A 22,263-nucleotide genomic window follows, 5' to 3' on the forward strand; every position below is an offset into this window, starting at 1 on the left:
ACCGTATTATGAGTTTATTTTTTTTAGCTGTTCTTTAGTTTCTTCTAAATTTTTTTGAAATACAGCATCCAGTTTAGATTTATCAACTGAAGTAGTTATGATTTTTTTTACTGAGTCTACCGCTATTTTGATGGAAGCATCTTTTATTTCTTTCAATGCAGCCTCTTTCATTTGGCTAATTTTATTTTCAGCCAAACTTTTTTTAATTTCTGATGATTTATGAAATTTATCATTTAAATCTATTATTAACTTATCCGACTCTTTTTTTGCATTTTCCAAAATTTCATTACTTACAGAACTAGCTGTATCTAATTTTTTTTGAGCATTATCGAGTAAAGTTTTTGCTTCTGTTCTCAATTTTTCACTTTCATCTATCTCATTTTTGATGTCAGAAATCATACCATCAAGCATTTGAGAAACTTTTTGTGGAATTTTAAAGTAAACTAAAACCCCGATGAAGATTACAAATGAAATTGCTACCCAGAAAGTTGCATCAATTGCCATAGTATTTATCTCCGTTTCTTCTAGATAGATCGTCAACAATTGCTGATATACTGCTATTATTTACATCAGCACCAATCAGTTTCTGAAGTAACTCAGATGACGTTTCGATAGCAATTTTATTTATTTTGTCAGGCGCATTATCTCTTAAAGCTTGGATTTCTTTTTCCACTTTAGCTATTTCGTCATCTATTTGTTTATCAAGAACGTCTCTTTTAGCGTTTATATCTTTAACTGCCTTTTCTCTTGCTTGATTAAACATAGCATTAGCTTCAGTTTTGCTTTTTAAAATTATTTGATCATATTCTTTAAGTTTGGTCTCACTATCTTCTCTTTGTTTTTCAGCTGCCTCAATATTTTCTAGAATTTGAGATTTTCTAGACTCTAAGTTGTTACTAATTTTTGGAAGAATTAATTTAGATAAAACCAAATACATTATCCCAAAAGTAAGTACTAACCAGAAAATCTGAGAAACCCAAAACTCTGGATTTAATTGAGGCATACCTCCACTTTCAGCGGCAAAAGCTTCTTTAATAAAAAAGAAGCTTAAAAATATTAGATGAAGATATATTTTTTTGACCATTAACTTAAAATGCAAATAAAATAATCAATGCAACAACTAATCCAAATAATCCTGTTGCTTCTGCAAGTGCAAAACCTAAAAGTAGGTTAGGAAATTGTTTCTGAGCTGCTGATGGGTTTCTCATAGCACCTGATAAATAATTTCCAAAAATTATTCCAATACCAACACCGGCACCAGCTAAAGCTATTGCTGCTAAACCTGCTCCGATCATTTTTGCTGCTTCTAATTCCATTATATCCTCCTCTGTTATTAATGGTGTAAATTTAATGCATCATTTAAATAGATGCAGGTTAAAATTGCAAAAACATATGCTTGAAGAAAAGCAACTAATATCTCCAAACCAGTTAATGCAACCGAAAAACTTAGTGGAAGCCATCCACCAACTATTCCAAGACTAATTACAAAGCCTCCGAAAACTTTCATCATTGTATGACCAGCCATCATATTTGCAAATAATCTAACTGATAGACTTATTGGTCTACTTAAATAAGAAATAATTTCAATAACTACTATTAAAGGAAGTAATACCGCTGGTACTCCACTTGGTACAAACAATTTTAAATATCCAAAACCATGTTTAATAAATCCAATTACCGTTACGCCAATAAAGATAAATGCAGCAAGAACAAATGTAACGATAATATGACTAGTTACAGTGAATGTGTACGGTATCATTCCAAACATGTTGCAAAATAAAACAAACATGAACAATGAAAAAATAAATGCAAAATATGGTTTTGCTTTAGAACCAGCTGTATCACTAATCATTTTAGCAACAAAGGTGTAGCTAAGTTCTGCTAATAATTGAATTTTATTTGGTAAGATTGAATTTTTCTTAGATCCTAAATTAAAAATTAATAAAATAGAAACTGTACTTATAATCATAAACAAACTTGCGTTTGTAAAAGATATATCAAATACTCCAACTTTTATTTCAGGTCCAATTCTATAAACATCGAATTGGGACATCGGGTTTGCTGCCATAGTACTAACTTATTTTTGCATCTTTTTTGCTGATCTAATCACGTTTGTTATTCCAGCGATCACCCCAACAAAAAAAAATATTAATATAAACCAGGGTTTAGTACCAAAGGTCTTGTCAAAAATAAACCCAATAATTGTCCCGACAGCCACTGCAGAAACAAGTTCTGTGCTCAATTTGAATGCAGTTCCAATAGGCGAGGGATTATCCTTCTTGTTATAAAGATTTTTCTTGGAAATCTTGCTTTTTGCAATCTCTAAGCGAGTTTTAAAAGGGTCTTTTGCCATTTATTTTGGTTAAGCAACCATACTTTCTGCTTTTTGAAGGTCTACAGCTACCAGTTGGCTTATCCCTTTTTGTGGCATAGTTACTCCATATAGCCTGTTCATTTTAGACATTGTTAAGGCGTGGTGAGTAACAATTATAAATTTAGTGTTAGTAATTTTAATTAACTCCTCAAGCAAGCTACAAAATCTTGTAACGTTAGCATCATCAAGAGGAGCATCCACCTCATCTAAAACACAAATTGGAGAAGGGTTAGTTAAAAATACTGCAAATATTAAAGATAGGGCAGTTAGTGCTTGCTCACCACCAGATAATAAAGTTATAGATTGAAGCCTTTTTCCTGGTGGACTGACCAACATTTCTAAACCGGCTTCTAATGGATCATCAGAGTCTACTAATTCAAGCTTGGCATTTCCTCCATTAAAAAGTTTTGTATAAACCTCATTAAATTTTCTGTTAACTTTTTCAAATGCCTCAACAAGTCTTTCCCTTCCTTTTTGATTTAGCTCATCAATACTATCTTTTAATTTAACAATTGCGGTAACTAGGTCACTACGATCTTGTTCCATTTTTTTTATTTCTTCTTCATACTTACTAGTTTCCTCATCTGCTTTTAAATTTACAGAGCCTAATTGATCTCTTTGTTGTTTTTTTTTATCTAATGCATCTTCTTGATCAACATGGTTTGGAAGTTCTTCAACTCCAAATAAATTTGAATTTTCTAAAATATTTTCTTCTGTTAAATTTAATTCTGTATTAACTCTATCAAGCAAATCGTTTTTTCTTTTTTGTAAACCTTCTATGGTTGCACCTGAGCTAGCTTTTCGCTCTCTAATTTGAATTGATTGCTCTTGTATTTCATTTAGTTGAGCTCTTAAAGTTTCAATTTTTTTATCAGTTTCTTCTATAATTTTTTCGTTCTCTATTTTTTCTTCATCAGAAATTCTTAAATTTTCTGTAATTTGACCTTTTCTTTCTGCTTGCACTCTTGGCTGATTTTCTAAATCATTTAATTGTTTAGATAATTTATTTTTTCTTTCAGTTAATTCATTTACCATCTTTTCTGAATTAGATAAAAGATTTTTCCAGCTTTCTATTTCAGTCTCTATTGTTTTTATTCTTTCATTTCTTTTTACTGATTCATTCTTTATTGACTGATTTTTACTATATGCATCAGCATATTTTTCTTGAAGTATTTTTATATTTTGAGATTTCTCATTTACACTTAATAGCTCTGTTCTTGATTTTTCATTTTTTAAATCATTAATAAAATTGTCTAATTCCATATTACATCTATCTAGTAATGTAACTGCTTGATTTATCTCATTACTATCAATTAATTCTTTTGCTCTAGTAATTGAATTTTTTACATTCTTTATAGGACCAATGCTTATTTTAATTGTATCATCAGCTAAATTATTAACAACTTCGTCAACTTCTTTTTGCTCTCTTTCAAGTTCATTTTTTGCATTTTCTAGATCTTCGTTTGATAACTTTTCTGTTTCAAAATATTTTGAATCTACTTCAATTAAGTCTGACTTTTCTTCCTTTAATCTTTTTTCATTAGAGTTAGCATCAATAATAATTCCATTTTCTCTTGATATGTCTTCGTCTAAAGTCTTTATTGATTTCTTAATTATTTCAATTTCATCTTGAATTCTAGTATTTTCCTCATCTAGGTTCTGTAGTTCCAAATTAAGTCTCTGTATTCTTGATAAATTCTCAATATTTTTTTCTCTAAGTGGAGCAACTTTATCGGTTGAAGTTTTTATTAAGTTTTCAAGTTCAGATATCTGATTGTTGAAACTTTCAACTTCACCTCCTGCCTCTGTATTAATTTCATTTTCTATTCTAATCTCCTTATCGATATCCAATAATCTTAGATAATATAGACCAGCCTCTATTTTTTTTATTTCTTCTGAAATTAATTTGTATTTTGTAGCTTCCTCAGCTTGTTTTTGAAGATTTGCTAGTTGTTTTTCTTGTTGCCTTCGTAATTCATCAGCTCTTTTTAAATTATTTTCAGCCGCACCGAGTCTAAGTTCAGCTTCATGTCTTCTTACATGTAAACCAGAAATTCCAGCTGCCTCCTCAAGTATTGCTCTTCTGTCAGTAGGTTTTGCTGTCACTAAAGCTCCAATTCTTCCTTGGCTAATCATAGAAGGGGAATGTGCGCCCGTTGAAAGATCTGCAAAAAACATTTGAGCATCTCTTGCTCTTACTTCTTTGTCATTAATATAAAATTTAGAACCCTTATCTTTTTCAATTTTTCGTCTAACTTGAATGTTTTCTAATTCACGATACTGAATGGGACCTTCTTTTTCTTTGTTCTCTACTTCTATGGAAACTTCAGCAATATTTTTTGATGCTTTATTAGATGTGCCTGAAAAAATTACATCTTCCATTCCTGAACCTCTCATACTTTTTGCAGAGGTCTCTCCCATTACCCATCTCAAAGATTCAACTATGTTAGACTTTCCACAGCCGTTAGGACCAACTATTCCAGTAAGGCCTTCCTCTATTAAGAAATTTGTTTTTTCAGCAAATGATTTAAATCCATTTAATTGGATTTTTTTAAACTCCATGCACTAACTTATATCATTTTTTCTAGTGCTTTTTTCAAATTTTTATAATTAAGTTTTTTTTCGAATTTTTCGTTGTTTATTATTATCGTAGGGGTTGCGTTTACTTTGAAATTTTTTGCACCCTCTATTCGGTCATTTAACACAAAATCCTCAATATTTTTGTTATTCACACAAGATTCAAAATCGATAGAGAAACCTTCATTTTTTAAAAATATTTGAAGATTTTTATTTGCTTCTTCAATAGAGCTTCCCTTTACCCATTTTTGTTGGTTAGCATATAAACTTTCCAAAATATCAGCATTACCATCATTTTTACATTGAGCAACTTTTGAAGCGTTGAAGGCGGCAATATCTAAAGGAAAATGTCTAAATTCTATTTTAGCAAGACCTGTGTCCAGATATTCTTTTTTAAGTTCTGGATAAACGTTTTTATGAAAATTAGCACAATGGCTGCAAGTTAGTGACTCAAACGCAATTATAGTTATTTTTGCGTCTTTATTTCCAACAATAATTCTTTTTATTTCTTCAGCATTTAAATTTGAAAAGCTTCCCAAAACAATTATGGCAATTAAAATAATTTTTCTCATTTTTCTTTATAAACTTTTGTTAATTCTGTTAATGATTTTTTAATTTTTTCGTTTTTAACATCTTTGATTTTATCTCGATATTTACTAATTGCCACATTATTAGAATTAATTTCATTCAAACTGCTAGTTTTTTGTTCGTCATCAAAGCTAATAAATTTAAGCTTTTCAACAACATCGTAGCCGAAAAAATTATTCATTTTATCTAAAATATTTTTTTTTGAATATTCTACATCTACCTCATGGCCTCTTTTAACCATTACAACTAAAGTACTCACACCATATCGATTTGAGTTTTTGAATGTTTTTGGGAAACAGACTTTAAACAATTCATTTCCAACTAAATATTTCCAATTACTCAGTGTTTCTGAATATATATGACCTTTTTTATTAATAATTTTTTTTAGATTTTTTGGCAAAGTGTCTTTGAAAGATCTTAACCCTTGAATGCTATTATTTCTCTGCTTAGTATTATTTTTAAATTGCATATGAAAGATCTAATAATAACAAATAAAATTCTCAATTGGTACGATATAAATAAGAGGTCTTTACCTTGGAGAAATAAGGTTTCACAAGAAAAGAAACAATACTTTACATTGGTAAGCGAGTTCATGTTGCAACAAACTCAGGTTGCTACTGTGATTCCTTATTTTAATAGATTTATTAAAAATATCCCTAATATTGAAAAGTTATCAAAATATAATGATAGAAAATTAACCAAACTTTGGGAAGGTCTTGGATATTATTCAAGAGTAAGAAATTTAAAAAAAACTGCTCAAATAATTGTTAAAAAATTCAATAAAAAAATACCTAGAGATTTTTATGAATTAAAATCATTACCAGGTATTGGCGATTATACAGCGAGTGCAATTTCAGCAATCGCATTTAACAAACCAATAATTCCTTTGGATGGAAACATTGAAAGAGTATTAAAAAGATACTTATATTTAAAGAAACAAAGTCAAATTAAAAAAGAATTTTTACAAGATCAAAAAAAAATTTTTGGCACATCAACAAAAAGATCAAGCGATTATGCGCAAGCTTTGATGGAACTCGGTGCATTAATTTGTAAACCTACAAACCCTTCATGCGATAAATGTCCATTATCTTATAATTGCAAAGCATTTAAAAATAAAAATTTTGATTTAGTGAAATTTAAGAAAATTAACAAGGAAACATATTATAAATTAAATGTTTATAAAAAAAATAATCAATATTTATTAATCAAAAATAATAAATTTAATTTTTTGAAAAATTTAAATATTTTTCCAATGGATCAATTAAATAATCCTAAAAATTTTGATAAAGATTTAAATTTTAAAATATCTAATATGAATATGAATATTAAAATTGAATATAAAAAGAAGCATAACTTTGACAAAAATATTAATTGGATAAATCCTGCAAAGCTTGAAAATTATGTGCTTCCAGCATTTACGAAAAAGATAATAAAATTTTTAGAAAGTCAAAAATGAAAAAAATAGCAATTATTGGCGCAGGTATTTCCGGTCTGTTTATAGCTAATTTATTTAAAGGAAATAAAGATTATCAGGTCACAATTTATGAAAAAAAAACTTCATTAGAAATAGAAGAAGGTTATGGTATTCAATTATCTGTTAATAGCGTAAAGTTATTAAACAAATTAGGCTTCTCTTCCTTGTCGGACAAAGAGAAATTTAATCCAAAAAAAATTGATTTTTATGAAATTAAAAATTCAAAGAAAATTTGCGATTTAGATATTTCAGAATTTAATTCTGATGATTATAAGTACACAACATTAAAAAGATCAAAATTACTTCAGTTTCTAATAAATGGACTGGATAAAAATATAATCCAGTTTAACTGCAGTTTAGACAAGATAGAATCCAGTAATGATTCAATAAATTTAACTTTTGATAAAGAAAAAATAACTTGTGATCATTTAATTATTTCAGATGGTGTATTTTCAAAAGGAAAGTCATTAATTTCAAATAATAATTCAGAACCAATTTACAATAACACTATCGCTGTTAGAGCCAGTGTATCCAAAGAAAGTCTTGATAATATAAACGAGGAGAATGTTTCTTTATTTTTAGGATCAGATTTTCACTATGTATTATATCCACTTAATAATGATAAAAATTTTAATTTTATTGGGATATTGAAGAATAAGTTAAATTCTGATCAGCAAAAAAACCATAATCTTTGCAATGAAAGTACATTTATTGAAGGCATTAAACAAAAATTATCTGAAAAAATTTCATCAAAAGTATTTCAGAGTCTTGAAGATATTAAATTGTTTCCAGTATTTGTAAGTAAAAATCCATTTATTCCTCCCAAAAATATTTATTTAGTTGGAGATGCTTTTTTTGCATTCTCTCCTTCTTTTGCTCAGGGAGCCTCACAATCAATAGAAGGAGCCGATCAATTACATGAAATTATAATTAATCAAAAAAATGATTTTTATAATTCTAGATTAGAGCGAGTAAAAATGATTAATAGAAGATCTGATTTTAATCAATTTGCTTTTCATTTATCAAATCCGATTATGATCTTTTTTAGAAATATTTTTTTAAAGCTTTTGACAAAAAATAAAAAATTTCTGCAAAGTTATTTAGGTAAAATTTATAAAGATTAATTTTTAGAAATTAATCTTTGTCTCAAGTAATCGATTGGGTAGGTTCGTCCATTAATATCACAATGCCAAAATGTCCAACCATTACAGCTTTCAGCTCCTAATATAGTAGCTGCAACTTTATGAATAGAACCTTCCGCTTGGTTGTGCTTTATGCTACCATCAGCCATTATTCTTGCTGTTATTTTTTTCTTATTATCAAAAATATTTGTTCCAGGCTTAATTATTCCAAGCTCTACCAACGATCCAAATGGAATTCTTGGTTTTGATCTATTATTTTTAAGTGTATCTAATAAATCATCTTCAATTGGTTTGGTAGCCTTTAAACGTTCCTCAGCAGCTTTAAAATAATTCTTTTCTTTTTCTATACCAAAATAATTTCTCCCTAGTTTTTTTGCAACTGCAGCAGAAGTTCCAGAACCTAAAAAAGGATCAAGAACTAGATCATTTTTATTTGATGTAGCTAGTAAAATTCTATGTAAAAGTGATTCTGGTTTTTGAGTAGAGTGAATTTTTTTTCCATTTTTTTTAAGTCGTTCAGAACCACTACAAATAGGAAGACTCCAATTAGATCTCATCTGAAGATCATCATTTAAACATTTCAAAGATTGATAATTGAATGTGTATTTTGATTTTTCACTCTTCGAAGCCCAAATTAAAGTCTCATGAGCATTTGTAAATCTTGTGCCTCTAAAGTTAGGCATTGGATTATTTTTATTCCAGATGACATCATTTAGTATCCAGAAACCTAAATTTTGTATTGCGGTTCCTACTCTAAAAATATTATGGTAACTACCTATAACCCAAATAGCTCCATCTTTTTTCAAAATCCTTTTGCATTCATTAAGCCATTCATACGTGAATTCATCGTATTTTTTAAAATTTTCAAATTGATCCCACTTATCGTTTACAGCGCTGACTTTAGATCTATCTGGTCTAGTCAATTCACCTTTCAATTGTAAATTATATGGAGGGTCAGCAAAAATTAAATCAAAGGTTTCACTTGGAATTTTTTTTAATTCTTCGAGACTGTCTCCGTTAATTATTTTATTTTTAAAATCAGATTTCATTTGTAAAAATTAATTAGACTCTAAATGGATTCTTCGGTCAACCTGTGATTGAAAAAATTGGATTCGATTTGTGTATCGAATTTTAATGACAACTAGATGTAGTATTAAGTTAATCTAGATATAGGAGAGAAAGTTTTTCTATGATGTTTGGTTATGCCTAGTTTTTTTAATGATTGTAAGTGTTGTTTGGTGCCATAACCAAAATTTTTATCCCAATGATAACCTTTATTTTTTTTTGATAGTGTAGTAACAAATCTATCTCTAGATACCTTTGCTATTATAGAGGCTGCTGAAATTGAAGGAATTTTTCTATCACCCTTTATGATCGATTTTAATTTATAATTTTTTAAATTTGGAATTTTGTTTCCATCTATCAATACAAGAGTTGGTTTTTTTGTTAATTTTAATATAGCTCTTTTCATAGCAAGTAAACTTGCATTTAGTATATTGAGTTTTTCAATCTCGTTAACAGAAGCTTTGCCTAATGACCAAATTGAATTTTTTTTAATATAATTAAAAAGGTATTCTCTCTTTTTTTTACTCAACACTTTCGAGTCTTTTAAAATTTTTGGATCCACAGATTTTTTTAGAATGACAGCAGCAGCATAAACAGGACCTATTAAACTACCTCTACCGACCTCATCAACACCAGCTATTAATTTCATTAAATTGTTAATTTTAACTCTTTAACTTTTTCTCTTATTTTTTTTAAATCTTCCCAAGAATATTTTTTGTTATCTGGATATCTAATTAAATAAGAAGGGTTAAAAGTTATCATTAAAGGATAAGTATTATTATTTAAAATTATTTCCTTCCATTTACCTCTCTCTGAAGATATTTTTTCATTAATCCCAGTAACAGCTTCCATAGCTGTGCTACCCATTAAAATTATAATTTTGGGATCAATAATAGATATATGTTCTTTTAAAAAGTTTGAGTAACGTTTAATTTCTTGTGAAGTTGGTTTTCTATCCTCTGGTGGTCTAAAATTTATTGCATAACTTGTATAAATATTTTCTCTTTTAATATTTATTGCTATTAACATTTTGTCTAAAAGCTCTCCACTTTCTCCTTTAAAAGGGTTTCCAACTTTGTCTTCAATTTCACCTGGAGCTTCTCCGATTAACATTATAGGACTATCAATATTTCCTTGTCCAAGAACAATATTTTTGGAATAATTTCTTAGTTTACAATTTTCAATTGAATTTAATTGTTTCTTTAGATTTTCTAATAAATCTTGTTTATTTCTTTGATTGATATCACTTTCTTTTTTGACTTCAGAAAACCTATTAATAGGTTTTTTATCAAATACAAAATTGGCTTCTATTGTATTTATTAATTCTTTGTTTAATTTGTCGTTTTGATTTATCAATTTTTTCACCTTACAAGGATTAAATGATATCTAAAATATTTAAAATCATATTATTATTAGTGTTACTCTATCAGACGCCCGTTTATTCTAAAAGTACAAGTTTTAATGATTTCAACTCAAGAGATTTATCTAATTATTTTTCAGGTATTATAGCTTATGAAAATAGAGATAATTCAGAAGCTCTAAAATATTTCAATTTAAGTAAAGTTTTACTAAACAGCCATGACAATTATTTAAAAAGATACGTTAATTCTCTTGTATTGGAAAACAAAGTAGCGCAAGCAATAAATGTTATAAAAAATAACTCAAAAAAAAGTAACTCTGATTTTTTTGATGCATATGTTTTATTAATAATTGATAGTTTGAAAAAAAATGATTTTGATAAAGCTGATATTTACTTAGATCAAAGTTTAAGATTTCAGGAAGAAAATAGAATTAATCTAGTAATTTTTGAGACTTTAAAGCAGTACATTTACACTTTTAAAAATAAAAAACTTTTACCTAATAAGAAAAATTTTGGAAACTTATCATTAATAGCTGAGGCATTTCAAAGATGTCATTATAATGATCAAAGAACCAGCTCTTTCTTTTTAAATTTAATCAACAGTCAACAAGGTGATTATTCAAGATATATATTTTTTTATATAAATTATCTTATTCAGAATAAGAAGTTTGATCAGGCAAAGTCAGTAATTGATCAAATTGATTATATTGGCTCAACACTTTTGTTAACTCAAACCAAAAGCTGGATAGATAATAATAAATTTAAAAGTTTTGAAAAAATTTTCTCATGTGGAAACCACAATGATATAATTAGTGAATTTTTATTTTTGATATCAAATCTTTATTCATCACAAGATAATTTTGAAAAATCAAATTTTTATTTAAATTTATCAATATACTTAAATCCTAAATTTGAATTTAATTTATCCCTTGTTGCAGAAAATTTCTTTGCAGATGGTGAATACAACAAGGTAAAAAAAATAGTAAGAAAATTTAAAGAGACTGATGAGTTTTATTATTGGTTTAGAGTTAAAAAAGAAGCGCAAATAATAGTGAAAGAACAAAATTATGAAAAGGGCACAAGCTATATCGAGTCTAAATTTAAAAATATTGAAAAACCTAATCCAAAGATGATTTTTGATTTAGCGAATTTTTACAAAAACTCTAAAAATTATGAACTTGCAATTGATAATTATTCAAGATTAATCTCCTCACTAGAGGATACATCTGTAATTAAATCAGATATTTTATATCGAAGAGGTGGGAGTTACGAAAGATTAGGTAATTATGAGAAGTCAGATGAAGATTTACTTCATGCATTAAGAATAAGACCTAATGATGCATATGTCCTAAATTATCTTGCTTATTCTTGGTTAGAACGTGATTACAAAATAGATGAAGCGATGGAAATGTTAAAAATAGCATATGATTTAAAAAGTAATGATCCCTATATTATTGACTCAATTGGTTGGGCATATTTCTTGATAGAAGAATATAAAGAAGCAGAAAAATATTTAAAAAGAGCTGTAGAATTAATGCCTGATGACCCAATAGTAAATGACCATTACGGAGATATATTGTGGAAGCTAGATCAAAAAATTCAGGCAAGATATTTTTGGAATAGTGTGTTGAGCTTTGATGATACTGAAGATGATATGAGAGAAAATATAAACAAAAAATTGATTACTGGCTTAAAATCTATTCAATGAAATTAAATTTAAAGTCTCATGCTAAAATCAACTTAGCTCTCAATGTAACAGGAAAAAATAAATCATTACATAAAATTGAAAGTATCATTAGTTTTATCGATTTGTATGATGTTATTTCAATAAAAAAAACAGGAGGTGAAAAACATAATATTTCTTTTCAAGGGAAATTTGCGAAAGGTATTGGAAAAAAAAATACTGTTCAAAAACTCTTTAAAATATTAGGTCGAGAAAAGTTATTACTAAATCAAAAATTTAGAGTTTCTATAACAAAAAATATTCCTCAAAAAGCAGGACTTGGTGGCGGTTCTGTAAATGCTGCGAGTATTTTAAATTTTTTAAATCAAAAAAAGGTAATTAAAATTAATGAAAAGAAAATTTTGGAGGTTTGCTCTGAAATAGGGTCTGATGTTATTTTAGGTATAAACCCGTCTAGTTCAGTTTTACTTTCAAACGATAAAATTAAAAAATTTTTTAATTGTCCGACTTTAAATATGCTTTTAATAAAGCCCAATTTTGGTTGTGCGACAAAAAAAATTTATTCTAACGTTAAAAATTTTACAAAACCAAAATTTAATAATCCAAAAAAAAATATGTTTGGTTATAAATTTTTAAAAAATCAAAGTAATACTTTAGAAGATGTTGCAATTTCAAAATACCCACTAATAAAAAAGATTAAGTTATTTTTAGAAAAGACTAATAATCCTGAGTTTGTAAGAATGACTGGGTCTGGATCTACAGTAATTGCATACTATAAATCAGTCAAAGACTGCAATTCAGCAAAAGTTCAATTTAAGAGGAAATTTAAAAATTGTTGGTTGTATGTATCAAAAACTATATAAATTTATTTTTTTTGTGTTATAGGAACTATAATATTGGGGCGTAGCCAAGCGGTAAGGCACGGGTTTTTGGTACCTGCATCCTAGGTTCGAATCCTAGCGCCCCAGCCATATATATGGATAAATTTTTAGATAAAATTTTTTTTAGGTCCAAAAATCTTAGTTATATAAGCAAAAATATAAAAAACATATCCCAGAACACTCCTGCAAAAAAAATTTTTGAAGCAATTAACAATTATTCTGAAAATAGTGAATTAAGATTTGTTGGAGGTTGTATTAGAAAAATTATAAATCGAGAAGAAGTAGATGACATTGATTTAGCAACCAACATTAATCCAGATGAAGTTTGTGATGCACTAAATAAACACCAAATTAAATTTTTTGAGTCAGGTAAAGAACACGGCACGATAACTGCAGTAATAAATGAAAAAAACTATGAAATTACTTCACTTAGAAAAGACGTTGCTACAGATGGAAGACATGCAAAAGTTGAATTTACTTCTGATTGGAAAGAAGATTCAAAAAGAAGAGATTTTACAATTAATGCTATTTATTCTGATAGTTTAGGAAATTTATTTGATCCACAAAATGGTAAGCTAGATTTAAATAAAGGTGTTTTAAAATTTATTGGAGATCCAGAAAAAAGAATTCAAGAGGATTATTTAAGAATATTAAGATATTTCCGTTTTCATATTAATTACTCAACTGAAAATCATAAAACAGAGTTAATTAAAATATTTAAAAAAAATATCAAAGGTATTTCGAACTTATCTGCTGAGAGATTATTAGATGAATTTAAAAAGACAGTTAAATCAAAAAATTTTCTTAAATTATTTGAAGATCAACAAAGTTTAGAAATATTAGAAATAATATTTCCACAATTTAAAAATATTAATCATTTTAAGAAGCTGAATTCATTTAGTTCCAAAGTTATTAGCAACTTTGACTTTATTTTTGTAATTGCATTGTTGATTATTGATGAAACAGACAATACTGACTATTTCATTTATAAATTTAAAATCTCAAAAAAAGATCAAAAGAGGCTTAAATTAATTCATTATTTTTTTAAAGAAAAGGTGAGTATTAAAAGTTTTACAGAAAAAAACTTTAATAAAATATTTTACTATAACGGTAGACAAACTGTAATTGATATAATTAATTTTAAATTGTTCTATTCAAGTAAGGTGGAGAATAAATTATTAAAACTACTTAAAATTTACGAAAATAAAATATTGCCTGAATTAAAAATTGGAGCAAATATTTTAATGTCTAAGTATAAAATTCCTGAGGGTAAAATTTTAGGTAATAAGTTAAAACTTATAGAAGAAACCTGGGTTCAAAATGGATTTCAAATTTCAGATAAACAGGTTGAAAAAATTGCAAAGAGTTAAATATATTTAACGTCTTTAATTTCAAAATTCTTTATCCCAGAAGGGGTACTTATTTCTACAAGATCACTTTTATTTTTACCTATTAATCCTTTTCCAATTGGGGACTGAAAGAAAATTAATTTTTGTTTTAAGTCAGCTTCATCTTTTCCAACAATTTTATAATTTATTTTTTCCCCACTATCTAAGTCTTCTAGATATACAGTTGATCCAAAAATTACTTTACCCTCATTATTTAATTTAGTTACATCAATTACGTTAGCTCTGGCTATTATGTCGTTTATTTCAGTAATCCTACCTTCATTATGAGATTGTTCTTCCTTTGCAGCATGATATTCGGCATTTTCTTTTAGATCTCCATGCGATCTTGCTTCAGCAATTGCGGCAACTATCTCAGGTCTTTTCTTTTCTTTTAAAAAAATAAGTTCTTCCTCTAATTTTTTTAAACCATTTAAAGTAATAGGTTCCTTTTCCATTTTTTTATTTCCACTTAGCTAAAGGAGGTAACGACATTAAAATTCCTTCTACATTACCACCAGTTTGTAATCCAAATTTAGTTCCTCTGTCATACAGTAAATTAAATTCTACGTAACGACCTCTTTTAATATACTGCTTCTCTTTTTCTTTTAAAGACCATTTTTTCTTAATTTTTTTTCTAATAATTTCATTAAAAATCATTTGAAAAGTAATACCAACATCTCTTACAAATTTAAAATCTTTTTCGAAATTATCATCTTTATAATCAAAAAAAATTCCCCCAATTCCTCTAGCTTCTTTTCTGTGGGGTAAATAAAAATATTCATCGCACCATTTTTTATATTTTTTATAATAATTTTTATTATGTTGATCACACATTAACTTTAAAGTTTTATGAAATTTATTTTTTTCATTATCATCTTTGATGGCCGGGGTTACATCCATTCCCCCTCCAAACCAATTTTTTTGAGTGCTGATATATCTTGTATTAAAATGCATAGCTGGAATGTGTGGATTTTGCATATGCATAACTATTGAAATTCCCGAAGCCCAAAATCTAGGATCTTTCTCAGCTCCTGGTATATTTTTTTGAAATTTTTTAGGAAATTTTCCATATACCTTTGAGAAATTTACTCCTACTTTTTCAAAAATTTTTCCATTTTTTAAAATTCTATATTCACCACCTCCTTCATCTTTTTTAGAGTTTCTTTTCCAAGAAGTTGATACAAATTTTATTTTGTTGCTTTCTAATTCAAGTATGTCATTACAAATTGCATTTTGTAATAATTTGAACCAATTGCTAGCTAGGTCTTTTTTAATCGAATTGTCCATATTACATTAAATCATTTTGCCTTAAACTTTCAGCCAAAACTATTGCAACTGAGGATGCTATATTTAGAGATCTCACATTTTCATTCATTGGAATTTTTAGACGATCACCAATCAGCTTATGAACCTTATCTGGAACACCAGCGCTCTCTCTTCCAAATAATATTGTATCATCAGCTTTAAAATTAAATTTAGTATAATTTATAGAACCCTTTGTTGTCATTAAAACAATTCTTTGATTCTTTTTTTCTTCAAAAAAATGTTCTGCACTTTGGTAGAATTTAATTTTACTATAGTCCATGTAGTCCATGACAACTCTTTTAAACCTTTTGTCAGATAATAAAAATCCACAAGGCTCAATAATTTCTAATTCCGCCCCTAAACAGGCACACGTTCGTATAATTGCAGCTGTATTCTGTGGAATATCTGGCTCGTATAGTGAAATTTTAGGTCTAGGTTTCATCCGTAATGTGTCATTCTTTCAGTAGAAAAATTACTGTTATCTTATAAGAAATCGTATATTAAATTAATTTTTTAACAAAAAACTATTTAAAATGTCAGATAAAAAGCCAAAAAAAAGAAGAGATTTTTTATTTACAGCGACCACAGCTGTAGGTGCAGTTGGAGCTGCAGCAGTAGTGTGGCCCATGGTAGATCAAATGAACCCAGATGCTTCAGTTAAAGCATTAGCAAGTACCGAGGTAGATGTAAGTTCAGTCAAACCTGGAAACACAATTACAGTTCTATGGAGAGGAAAACCAGTTTTCATCAGAAGAAGAACACAAGAAGAGATCGACGAAGCAAGATCTGTTAAAATGGAAGAATTAATTCATCCAGAAAAAGATGAGGATAGAGCAAAAAATCCTGAATGGTTAGTCATGCTTGGAGTTTGTACTCATTTAGGATGCGTTCCTTTGAATGACAAAGGTGATTATAATGGATGGTTTTGTCCTTGTCACGGTTCTCACTATGATACGTCTGGAAGAATTAGAAAAGGACCAGCTCCTTGGAATATGGAAGTTCCAAAATATGAATTCGTAAACGCAAACACAATTAAAATAGGATAGTACAGTTGTTATGAGTAATCACGATTATCAACCTAAATCAAAAGTTGGTCAATGGTTTAATGATAGATTACCGTTACTAACTCTTGCAAATCATTTAACGGATTATCCTACTCCAAAAAATTTAAATTACTGGTGGACATTTGGAGGAATCTTAACTTTTTGCTTAATCACACAAATTATAACAGGATTAACTTTGGCAATGCATTACATTGCTCATGCTGACATGGCATTCGAAAGTGTTGAGCATATAATGAGAGATGTTAACTACGGATGGTTAATTAGATACATACATGCAAATGGTGCATCGATGTTTTTTCTTGCTGTGTATATTCATATCTTTAGATCGTTATTTTATGGTTCTTACAAAGCACCAAGAGAAATAATTTGGATTATTGGTATAGTAATTTACTTGTTAATGATGGCAGCTGCATTCATGGGCTACGTCTTACCTTGGGGACAAATGAGTTTCTGGGGAGCAACTGTTATTACAAATTTATTTAGTGCAATCCCGTTAGTAGGTGAGGGAATTGTAACATGGTTATGGGGTGGATACTCAGTTGATAATCCAACTTTAACAAGATTTTTTACTCTACATTATTTAATCCCGTTCTTAATAGCAGGACTTGTAATTTTACATATATGGGCTCTGCATGTACCTGGAAATAATAATCCAGTTGGTATTGATATCAAAAAACCATCTAAGGATACTGTCCCATTCCATCCATACATTGTTATTAAAGATGGTTTTGCATTATTAATGTTTATGATTGTTTTTGCATTTTTTGTTTTTTATACGCCTAATATTTTGGGTCACGCAGATAATTACATAGAGGCAAATCCTATGGTAACTCCAGCTCATATAGTTCCAGAATGGTATTTGTTACCCTTTTACGCAATACTAAGATCGGTACCGGATAAACTACTTGGAGTAATTGCAATGCTATCTGCTATTTTAATACTTGCAGCTTTACCTTGGCTAGATACTTCAAAAATTAGATCAGCAGTATTTAGACCTTTGTATAAACAGTTTTACTGGATTTTAGTAGCAGACGTTTTAATTCTTGGTTATATGGGAGCAATGCCTGCAGAAGGTCTTTATTTATTAATTGCAAGAGTAGCCACTGCCTATTATTTCTTACATTTCTTGGTTATTCTCCCCGTGCTTGGATTTAAAGAGAGAACATTACCTGTTCCACTAAGTATAACAGAGCCTATTTTAGGTGGATCACCAAACTTAGCAGCTGCAAAACACAGAGAAAGTAAAATAAAATAAAGTGAAAAAGTTATTTAAACTAATTTTAATACTTTCGTTTTTTTCTCTAAATAGTGTCCAAACATTTGCTGCAGAAAAAGTAGATTATCTTAAAACAGATTGGAGTTTTAAAGGTCTTTTTGGAAAATTTGATAGAGCAGCTCTTCAAAGAGGATATCAAGTTTATACGGAAGTTTGTGCTTCTTGCCATTCAATGAAATACTTGAGCTATAGAAATTTATCAGAAGAGGGTGGACCAGAGTTTTCAGAGGCAGCCGCAAAAGCAATCGCTGCTTCTTTTGAAGTTACAGATGGACCAAACGCTGATGGTGAAATGTTTATTAGACCTGGAAAACTTTCAGATAAATTTGTGATGCCATACGACAATGTAAAAGCCGCTCAAGCAGCTAACGGAGGAGCTTATCCACCAGATATGTCTGTTTTAGTTAAGGCTAGAGGTGGTGGAGTTGATTATATTTATTCTTTACTTCAAGGTTATGAAGATCCACCAAGTGGAGTAACTTTGGATGATGGAGTTTATTATAACAAATATATGTATGGTAATAAGATCAGAATGGCAGCGCCATTATCAGATGGAATAGTAGAGTACGGTGATGGCACTAATGCATCAGTTGAACAGATGTCAAAAGATGTAACAACATTTTTAATGTGGGCTGCGGAGCCTCACTTGGAAGCAAGACACCAAATGGGATTTAAAGCTATAGTATATTTAATTATTTTAACTATTTTAGTTTACTTTAGTATGAAGAAAATCTGGTCACGTGTTGAATCTGAAGTTTAACACATCTCCATCTTTAACAATATAATCTTTTCCTTCTAATCTCATTTTCCCATTTGCTTTAGAATTTACCCAGCCATCATTTGCTATAAAATCTTCATAAGAAATAGTTTCAGCTCGTATAAAGCCTTTTTCAAAATCAGTATGTATTTCGCCTGCTGCTTTAGGAGCTGTACAATTTTTTTTAATTGTCCATGCTCTTGTTTCTTCAGGACCAGATGTAAAATAAGTGTCTAGTTCTAGTATATTGTAACCTTTTTGAATTAACATATTTAATCCAGTTTCTTTTAAACCTATCATTTCCATATAATTTTTTTTCTCTTCAGCAGGTAATTCATTAATTTGATTTTCAATATCAGCGGATACAATTAGTGTATTTTCATTCCCAAATTTTTCTATGAAATCATTCGTATATTTATTACCGTTCTGAACACTTTGTTCATCAACATTACAGACATATATTTTTGGTTTAATTGATAATAAACCGCTTTGATTTAATTGCTTGGTATCAAATTGTGTTTTTAGAACCGAAATATCTTTGTCATTATTTATGCAATCAAGAGCAATTTCTAAAATTTTAAGTTGTTCCTCATCTACACTTTTCTTGTTATTTTTTTCCAATCTTTTTTGAATACTTTCAAGATCTGCAAGCATCATTTCAGTTTCAATAATTTCCAAATCTCTCACTGGGTTTACATCAGGATTAACATTTTGGATATCATCTGAATCAAAACATCTAATCATATGAATTACAGCATCAACTTCTCTGATATGAGAAAGAAATTTATTTCCTAATCCTTCTCCTTTTGAAGCTCCTTTTACAAGACCAGCAATATCAACGAATGAAATTGTGGTATTAATTACCTTTTTAGAGTTAGAGACTTTTGATAATTTAGACAATCTTTCATCTGGTACGGGAACTACACCAACATTTGGATCAATTGTACAAAATGGAAAGTTAGCTGCTTGTGCTTTACTAGAATTTGTTAGTGCATTAAAAAGCGTAGACTTACCAACATTTGGTAAACCAACAATTCCACATTTAAAACTCATTATTTATTATTAACTGTACTTGAAAATAGATCTAATTTTTTTTCAATTAATATTGAAATTGACTCAGTAATATTATTTGTAATTTTTTCTAATCCAGCCATTTCATCTTCATCAAAGTTTTGAAGTACAAAATCACTTACTTCCATATTGTCTTTTGGTTTTCCAATACCAATTCTTACTCTAGAATAATCTTTACCAATAAATTTATCTATTGAAGCTATACCATTATGACCTGCACTAGATCCACCAAACTTAGCTTTTATTTTTCCAAATTCCACATCCAAATCATCATGAAAAACTATGACATCCTCGGCATCAATTTTAAAATATTCTATTAATTCTCTTATACAAATTCCTGAATTATTCATGAAAGTTAAAGGTTTAATTGCATATATTTTTTTGTCTCCAACATTTCCTGTTGTAAGCAAACCTTTAAATTTTGGTTTCTGTTTTGATAGACCAAATTTTTTATTTATTGAGTCTATAATTTTAAAACCAACATTATGTCTATTATTTTCACTATCGGGCGTTGGGTTACCTAGTCCTACAAATAAAAGCATAAAAATTTTTTAATGGAAAACAAACTTCAGTCTAAATAATTTATTTTTTTTCTTCAGCAGGCTTCTCTTCGCCTTCAGCAGCTGGTTTATCGCCTTCAGCTGGTGCAGCAGCCTCGGCACCCGCTTCACCCTCTGCAGCTTCAGCTTCAGCTGGTTTTTCTGGCTCTTTCATTACAGTTGGAGCCGCAAGTGTTGCAATAACGAAATCCCTACCCTGAATAGTTGGTACAACTTCAGGGTCTAGATTAATTGATGAAATTTTAAAACTTTCTCCAATATCAATACCATCTAAATCAATTAAAAGATTGTCAGGTATTTTTTCACTTGGACATTTTAATTCAACTTTTCTTCTTACAATATTTAATACTCCACCTTTTTTTAATCCAGGTGATTTTTCATGATTAATAAATTTAACTGGAACCTCAATTCTAATTTTTAGACCAGGCACAACTCTTAAAAAATCAACATGTATAGGTTCGTCTGACAAAATGTGATATTTTACTTCTCTTGGAAGTACATTTTGTGGTTTACCGTTTACATTTAATGTAAGAATTGTAGATAAAAAATTTGAGTCTTCTAACATCGACTTTAGCAGTTTCTTAGATATAGAAACTTTTTCGTTTTGAGCTTCACCGCCGTAAATTATTGCCGGAACTTCTCCATTATCTCTTAGTGAGTTCAGCTCGCCTTTTGTTTTAGTATCTCTGATGTTAGCTTCTAAAGTATTCATAAAAACAAGGGTTTTTAGCTCAAGATCCTTAATAACACAAGGTAATTATTTAAATAAATCAGATACAGAAGTAGAATTTGATATTCTTTTAATTGCTTCACCCATTAGCCCTGAAATAGATAAAACTTCAATGTTTTTTGCACCTTTTATTTTGTCACTATTATCAATTGTGTCTGTAATTACTAAATTTTTGATAACAGAATTTTTAATTTTTTTGACCGCCTCGCCACTAAGTACACCGTGAGTAATATAAACGTAAACTTCTTTTGCGCCTCTATCTTTTAGAGCTTTAGCTGCATTTACAATTGTTCCACCAGAGTCGATGATATCGTCTACAATTATACATGTCTTACCTTTTACATCCCCAATTACATTCATAACCTGAGATTGTCCTGGCTTAGGTCTTCTTTTATCTACTATAGCTAGACCAATATTTAAAAGTTTTCCAAGAGATCTTGCTCGCTCAGTACCACCCACATCTGGAGCAACACAAATCATATTTTTACTTTTAATTTTTTTCTTAACGTGTCTTGCAAAAATAGGAGTAGCAAACAAGTTATCTACTGGAATATCAAAAAATCCTTGAATTTGTCCTGCGTGCAAATCTACTGTTACAACACGATCTGCTCCTGCTTTTGTAATCAGGTTAGATACTAGTTTTGCTGAAATTGAAGTTCTTGGGACAACTTTTCTATCTTGTCTTGCATAACCAAAATATGGAATTACAGCAGTTATATTTTTGGCAGATGATCTTTTTAAAGCATCTATGCATAATAAAAGTTCCATTAAATTATCATTAGCTGGTGAAGAAACAGATTGAATAATAAAAATACTATTTCCTCTTATGTTTTCATTAATCTCAACATAAATCTCACCATCAGAAAAATTTCTAATACTTGAATTGACTAATTTAGATTTTAAATATTTAGCAATATTCTTACTAAGAGGTTTATTGCTATTTCCTGATAATAATTTCATGAAAAAA

General features: G+C 28.8%; 26 protein-coding genes and 1 tRNA gene. 9 read left to right on the forward strand and 18 right to left on the reverse strand.

Going from position 1 to position 22,263, the window contains the following annotated elements:
* Positions 1–6: 6 nt before the first annotated feature.
* From ACTTBO_RS02215 to ACTTBO_RS02250, 8 genes are read right to left on the reverse strand one after another with little or no spacing between them, the layout of a single operon-like run.
* Positions 7–504, reverse strand: a complete 498-nt coding sequence (locus tag ACTTBO_RS02215; RefSeq protein WP_179850435.1) for a F0F1 ATP synthase subunit B family protein — start codon at positions 502–504, stop codon at positions 7–9.
* Positions 494–1,084: a F0F1 ATP synthase subunit B family protein gene (locus tag ACTTBO_RS02220; protein ID WP_440656128.1), complete on the reverse strand. Its 591-nt coding sequence runs from the start codon at positions 1,082–1,084 to the stop codon at positions 494–496. Before ACTTBO_RS02220 ends, ACTTBO_RS02215 begins: the two co-directional genes overlap by 11 nt.
* 4 nt (positions 1,085–1,088) lie before the next feature.
* Positions 1,089–1,316, reverse strand: a complete 228-nt coding sequence (locus ACTTBO_RS02225) for a F0F1 ATP synthase subunit C (protein WP_006997791.1) — start codon at positions 1,314–1,316, stop codon at positions 1,089–1,091.
* 17 nt (positions 1,317–1,333) lie between these two features.
* Positions 1,334–2,068, reverse strand: a complete 735-nt coding sequence (locus ACTTBO_RS02230; RefSeq protein WP_440656130.1) for a F0F1 ATP synthase subunit A — start codon at positions 2,066–2,068, stop codon at positions 1,334–1,336.
* A 9-nt stretch (positions 2,069–2,077) separates the two neighbouring features.
* Positions 2,078–2,353: an AtpZ/AtpI family protein gene (locus ACTTBO_RS02235; protein ID WP_075506407.1), complete on the reverse strand. Its 276-nt coding sequence runs from the start codon at positions 2,351–2,353 to the stop codon at positions 2,078–2,080.
* Positions 2,354–2,362: 9 nt separating this feature from the next.
* Positions 2,363–4,936: a chromosome segregation SMC family protein gene (locus tag ACTTBO_RS02240; RefSeq protein WP_440656132.1), complete on the reverse strand. Its 2,574-nt coding sequence runs from the start codon at positions 4,934–4,936 to the stop codon at positions 2,363–2,365.
* A gap of 8 nt (positions 4,937–4,944) precedes the next feature.
* Positions 4,945–5,523: a thioredoxin domain-containing protein gene (locus ACTTBO_RS02245; RefSeq protein ID WP_440656134.1), complete on the reverse strand. Its 579-nt coding sequence runs from the start codon at positions 5,521–5,523 to the stop codon at positions 4,945–4,947.
* Positions 5,520–6,008, reverse strand: a complete 489-nt coding sequence (locus ACTTBO_RS02250) for a DUF721 domain-containing protein (protein ID WP_440656135.1) — start codon at positions 6,006–6,008, stop codon at positions 5,520–5,522. Before ACTTBO_RS02250 ends, ACTTBO_RS02245 begins: the two co-directional genes overlap by 4 nt.
* Here ACTTBO_RS02250 and ACTTBO_RS02255 point away from each other — a divergent pair, their 5' ends adjacent.
* Both ACTTBO_RS02255 and ACTTBO_RS02260 read left to right on the forward strand, forming a co-directional pair.
* Positions 6,009–6,995 (forward strand): A/G-specific adenine glycosylase, encoded by a 987-nt coding sequence (locus ACTTBO_RS02255; protein ID WP_440656136.1) that lies wholly within the window; start codon positions 6,009–6,011, stop codon positions 6,993–6,995.
* On the forward strand, positions 6,992–8,137 hold the full coding sequence (locus ACTTBO_RS02260) for a salicylate 1-monooxygenase (RefSeq protein ID WP_440656138.1): 1,146 nt from the start codon (positions 6,992–6,994) through the stop codon (positions 8,135–8,137). Before ACTTBO_RS02255 ends, ACTTBO_RS02260 begins: the two co-directional genes overlap by 4 nt.
* Here ACTTBO_RS02260 and ACTTBO_RS02265 read toward each other — a convergent pair.
* The 3 genes from ACTTBO_RS02265 to ACTTBO_RS02275 all read right to left on the reverse strand — a co-directional run bounded on the left by ACTTBO_RS02265 (position 8,134) and on the right by ACTTBO_RS02275 (position 10,585).
* Positions 8,134–9,204 carry a site-specific DNA-methyltransferase gene (locus ACTTBO_RS02265; protein WP_440656140.1) on the reverse strand — a complete coding sequence of 357 codons (1,071 nt, stop codon included), beginning with the start codon at positions 9,202–9,204 and terminating at the stop codon, positions 8,134–8,136. The genes ACTTBO_RS02260 and ACTTBO_RS02265 overlap by 4 nt on opposite strands.
* A gap of 104 nt (positions 9,205–9,308) precedes the next feature.
* Positions 9,309–9,869, reverse strand: a complete 561-nt coding sequence (locus ACTTBO_RS02270) for a ribonuclease HII (protein ID WP_440656142.1) — start codon at positions 9,867–9,869, stop codon at positions 9,309–9,311.
* Positions 9,869–10,585 (reverse strand): uracil-DNA glycosylase, encoded by a 717-nt coding sequence (locus ACTTBO_RS02275; RefSeq protein ID WP_440656143.1) that lies wholly within the window; start codon positions 10,583–10,585, stop codon positions 9,869–9,871. The genes ACTTBO_RS02270 and ACTTBO_RS02275 overlap by 1 nt, the downstream gene beginning before the upstream one ends.
* 14 nt (positions 10,586–10,599) lie before the next feature.
* Between ACTTBO_RS02275 and ACTTBO_RS02280 the strand changes: the two genes are divergently transcribed.
* From ACTTBO_RS02280 to ACTTBO_RS02295, 4 genes are all read left to right on the forward strand, one after another.
* The gene (locus ACTTBO_RS02280; protein WP_440656145.1) at positions 10,600–12,288 is read left to right on the forward strand and encodes a tetratricopeptide repeat protein; all 1,689 of its coding nucleotides are present in this window, start codon (positions 10,600–10,602) and stop codon (positions 12,286–12,288) included.
* Positions 12,285–13,127, forward strand: a complete 843-nt coding sequence (locus tag ACTTBO_RS02285) for a 4-(cytidine 5'-diphospho)-2-C-methyl-D-erythritol kinase (RefSeq protein WP_440656147.1) — start codon at positions 12,285–12,287, stop codon at positions 13,125–13,127. Before ACTTBO_RS02280 ends, ACTTBO_RS02285 begins: the two co-directional genes overlap by 4 nt.
* Positions 13,128–13,161: 34 nt before the next feature.
* Positions 13,162–13,235 (forward strand) — tRNA-Gln (locus ACTTBO_RS02290).
* Between the two features lie 5 nt (positions 13,236–13,240).
* Positions 13,241–14,515 carry a CCA tRNA nucleotidyltransferase gene (locus tag ACTTBO_RS02295; RefSeq protein ID WP_440656148.1) on the forward strand — a complete coding sequence of 425 codons (1,275 nt, stop codon included), beginning with the start codon at positions 13,241–13,243 and terminating at the stop codon, positions 14,513–14,515.
* Here the strand turns inward: ACTTBO_RS02295 and greA are convergent.
* From greA to ACTTBO_RS02310, 3 genes are read right to left on the reverse strand one after another with little or no spacing between them, the layout of a single operon-like run.
* On the reverse strand, positions 14,512–14,988 hold the full coding sequence (gene greA / locus ACTTBO_RS02300; protein ID WP_075506396.1) for a transcription elongation factor GreA: 477 nt from the start codon (positions 14,986–14,988) through the stop codon (positions 14,512–14,514). The genes ACTTBO_RS02295 and greA overlap by 4 nt on opposite strands.
* A gap of 4 nt (positions 14,989–14,992) precedes the next feature.
* Complete coding sequence (gene hemF, locus ACTTBO_RS02305; RefSeq protein ID WP_440656149.1) at positions 14,993–15,820, reverse strand: oxygen-dependent coproporphyrinogen oxidase; 828 nt, start codon at positions 15,818–15,820, stop codon at positions 14,993–14,995.
* A 1-nt stretch (position 15,821) separates the two neighbouring features.
* Positions 15,822–16,280: a tRNA (cytidine(34)-2'-O)-methyltransferase gene (locus tag ACTTBO_RS02310; protein WP_440656151.1), complete on the reverse strand. Its 459-nt coding sequence runs from the start codon at positions 16,278–16,280 to the stop codon at positions 15,822–15,824.
* 91 nt (positions 16,281–16,371) lie between these two features.
* On the opposite strand from ACTTBO_RS02310, the gene petA reads away from it, so the two are divergent.
* The 3 genes from petA to ACTTBO_RS02325 are packed head-to-tail and all read left to right on the forward strand — an operon-like array spanning position 16,372 to position 18,938.
* On the forward strand, positions 16,372–16,884 hold the full coding sequence (gene petA, locus ACTTBO_RS02315; RefSeq protein ID WP_075506393.1) for a ubiquinol-cytochrome c reductase iron-sulfur subunit: 513 nt from the start codon (positions 16,372–16,374) through the stop codon (positions 16,882–16,884).
* Positions 16,885–16,894: 10 nt separating this feature from the next.
* Positions 16,895–18,157 (forward strand): cytochrome b, encoded by a 1,263-nt coding sequence (locus ACTTBO_RS02320; protein ID WP_440656153.1) that lies wholly within the window; start codon positions 16,895–16,897, stop codon positions 18,155–18,157.
* A gap of 22 nt (positions 18,158–18,179) precedes the next feature.
* Positions 18,180–18,938: a cytochrome c1 gene (locus ACTTBO_RS02325; protein WP_440634814.1), complete on the forward strand. Its 759-nt coding sequence runs from the start codon at positions 18,180–18,182 to the stop codon at positions 18,936–18,938.
* Here ACTTBO_RS02325 and ychF read toward each other — a convergent pair.
* From ychF to ACTTBO_RS02345, 4 genes are read right to left on the reverse strand one after another with little or no spacing between them, the layout of a single operon-like run.
* On the reverse strand, positions 18,915–19,988 hold the full coding sequence (gene ychF, locus ACTTBO_RS02330) for a redox-regulated ATPase YchF (protein ID WP_440656155.1): 1,074 nt from the start codon (positions 19,986–19,988) through the stop codon (positions 18,915–18,917). The genes ACTTBO_RS02325 and ychF overlap by 24 nt on opposite strands.
* A complete protein-coding gene (gene pth, locus ACTTBO_RS02335; RefSeq protein WP_075506389.1) occupies positions 19,988–20,548 on the reverse strand; it encodes an aminoacyl-tRNA hydrolase in 561 nt (186 codons plus the stop codon). The genes ychF and pth overlap by 1 nt, the downstream gene beginning before the upstream one ends.
* 40 nt (positions 20,549–20,588) lie before the next feature.
* Positions 20,589–21,278, reverse strand: coding sequence for a 50S ribosomal protein L25/general stress protein Ctc (locus ACTTBO_RS02340; RefSeq protein ID WP_440656157.1), 690 nt, complete (start codon positions 21,276–21,278; stop codon positions 20,589–20,591).
* Positions 21,279–21,323: 45 nt separating this feature from the next.
* Entirely contained in the window at positions 21,324–22,256 is a 933-nt protein-coding gene (locus ACTTBO_RS02345; protein ID WP_440656159.1) for a ribose-phosphate pyrophosphokinase, read from the reverse strand.
* Between the last annotated feature and the right edge of the window lie 7 nt (positions 22,257–22,263).

The organism is Candidatus Pelagibacter sp. HIMB1509 (genome assembly GCF_052047855.1).
GTDB lineage: Bacteria > Pseudomonadota > Alphaproteobacteria > Pelagibacterales > Pelagibacteraceae > Pelagibacter.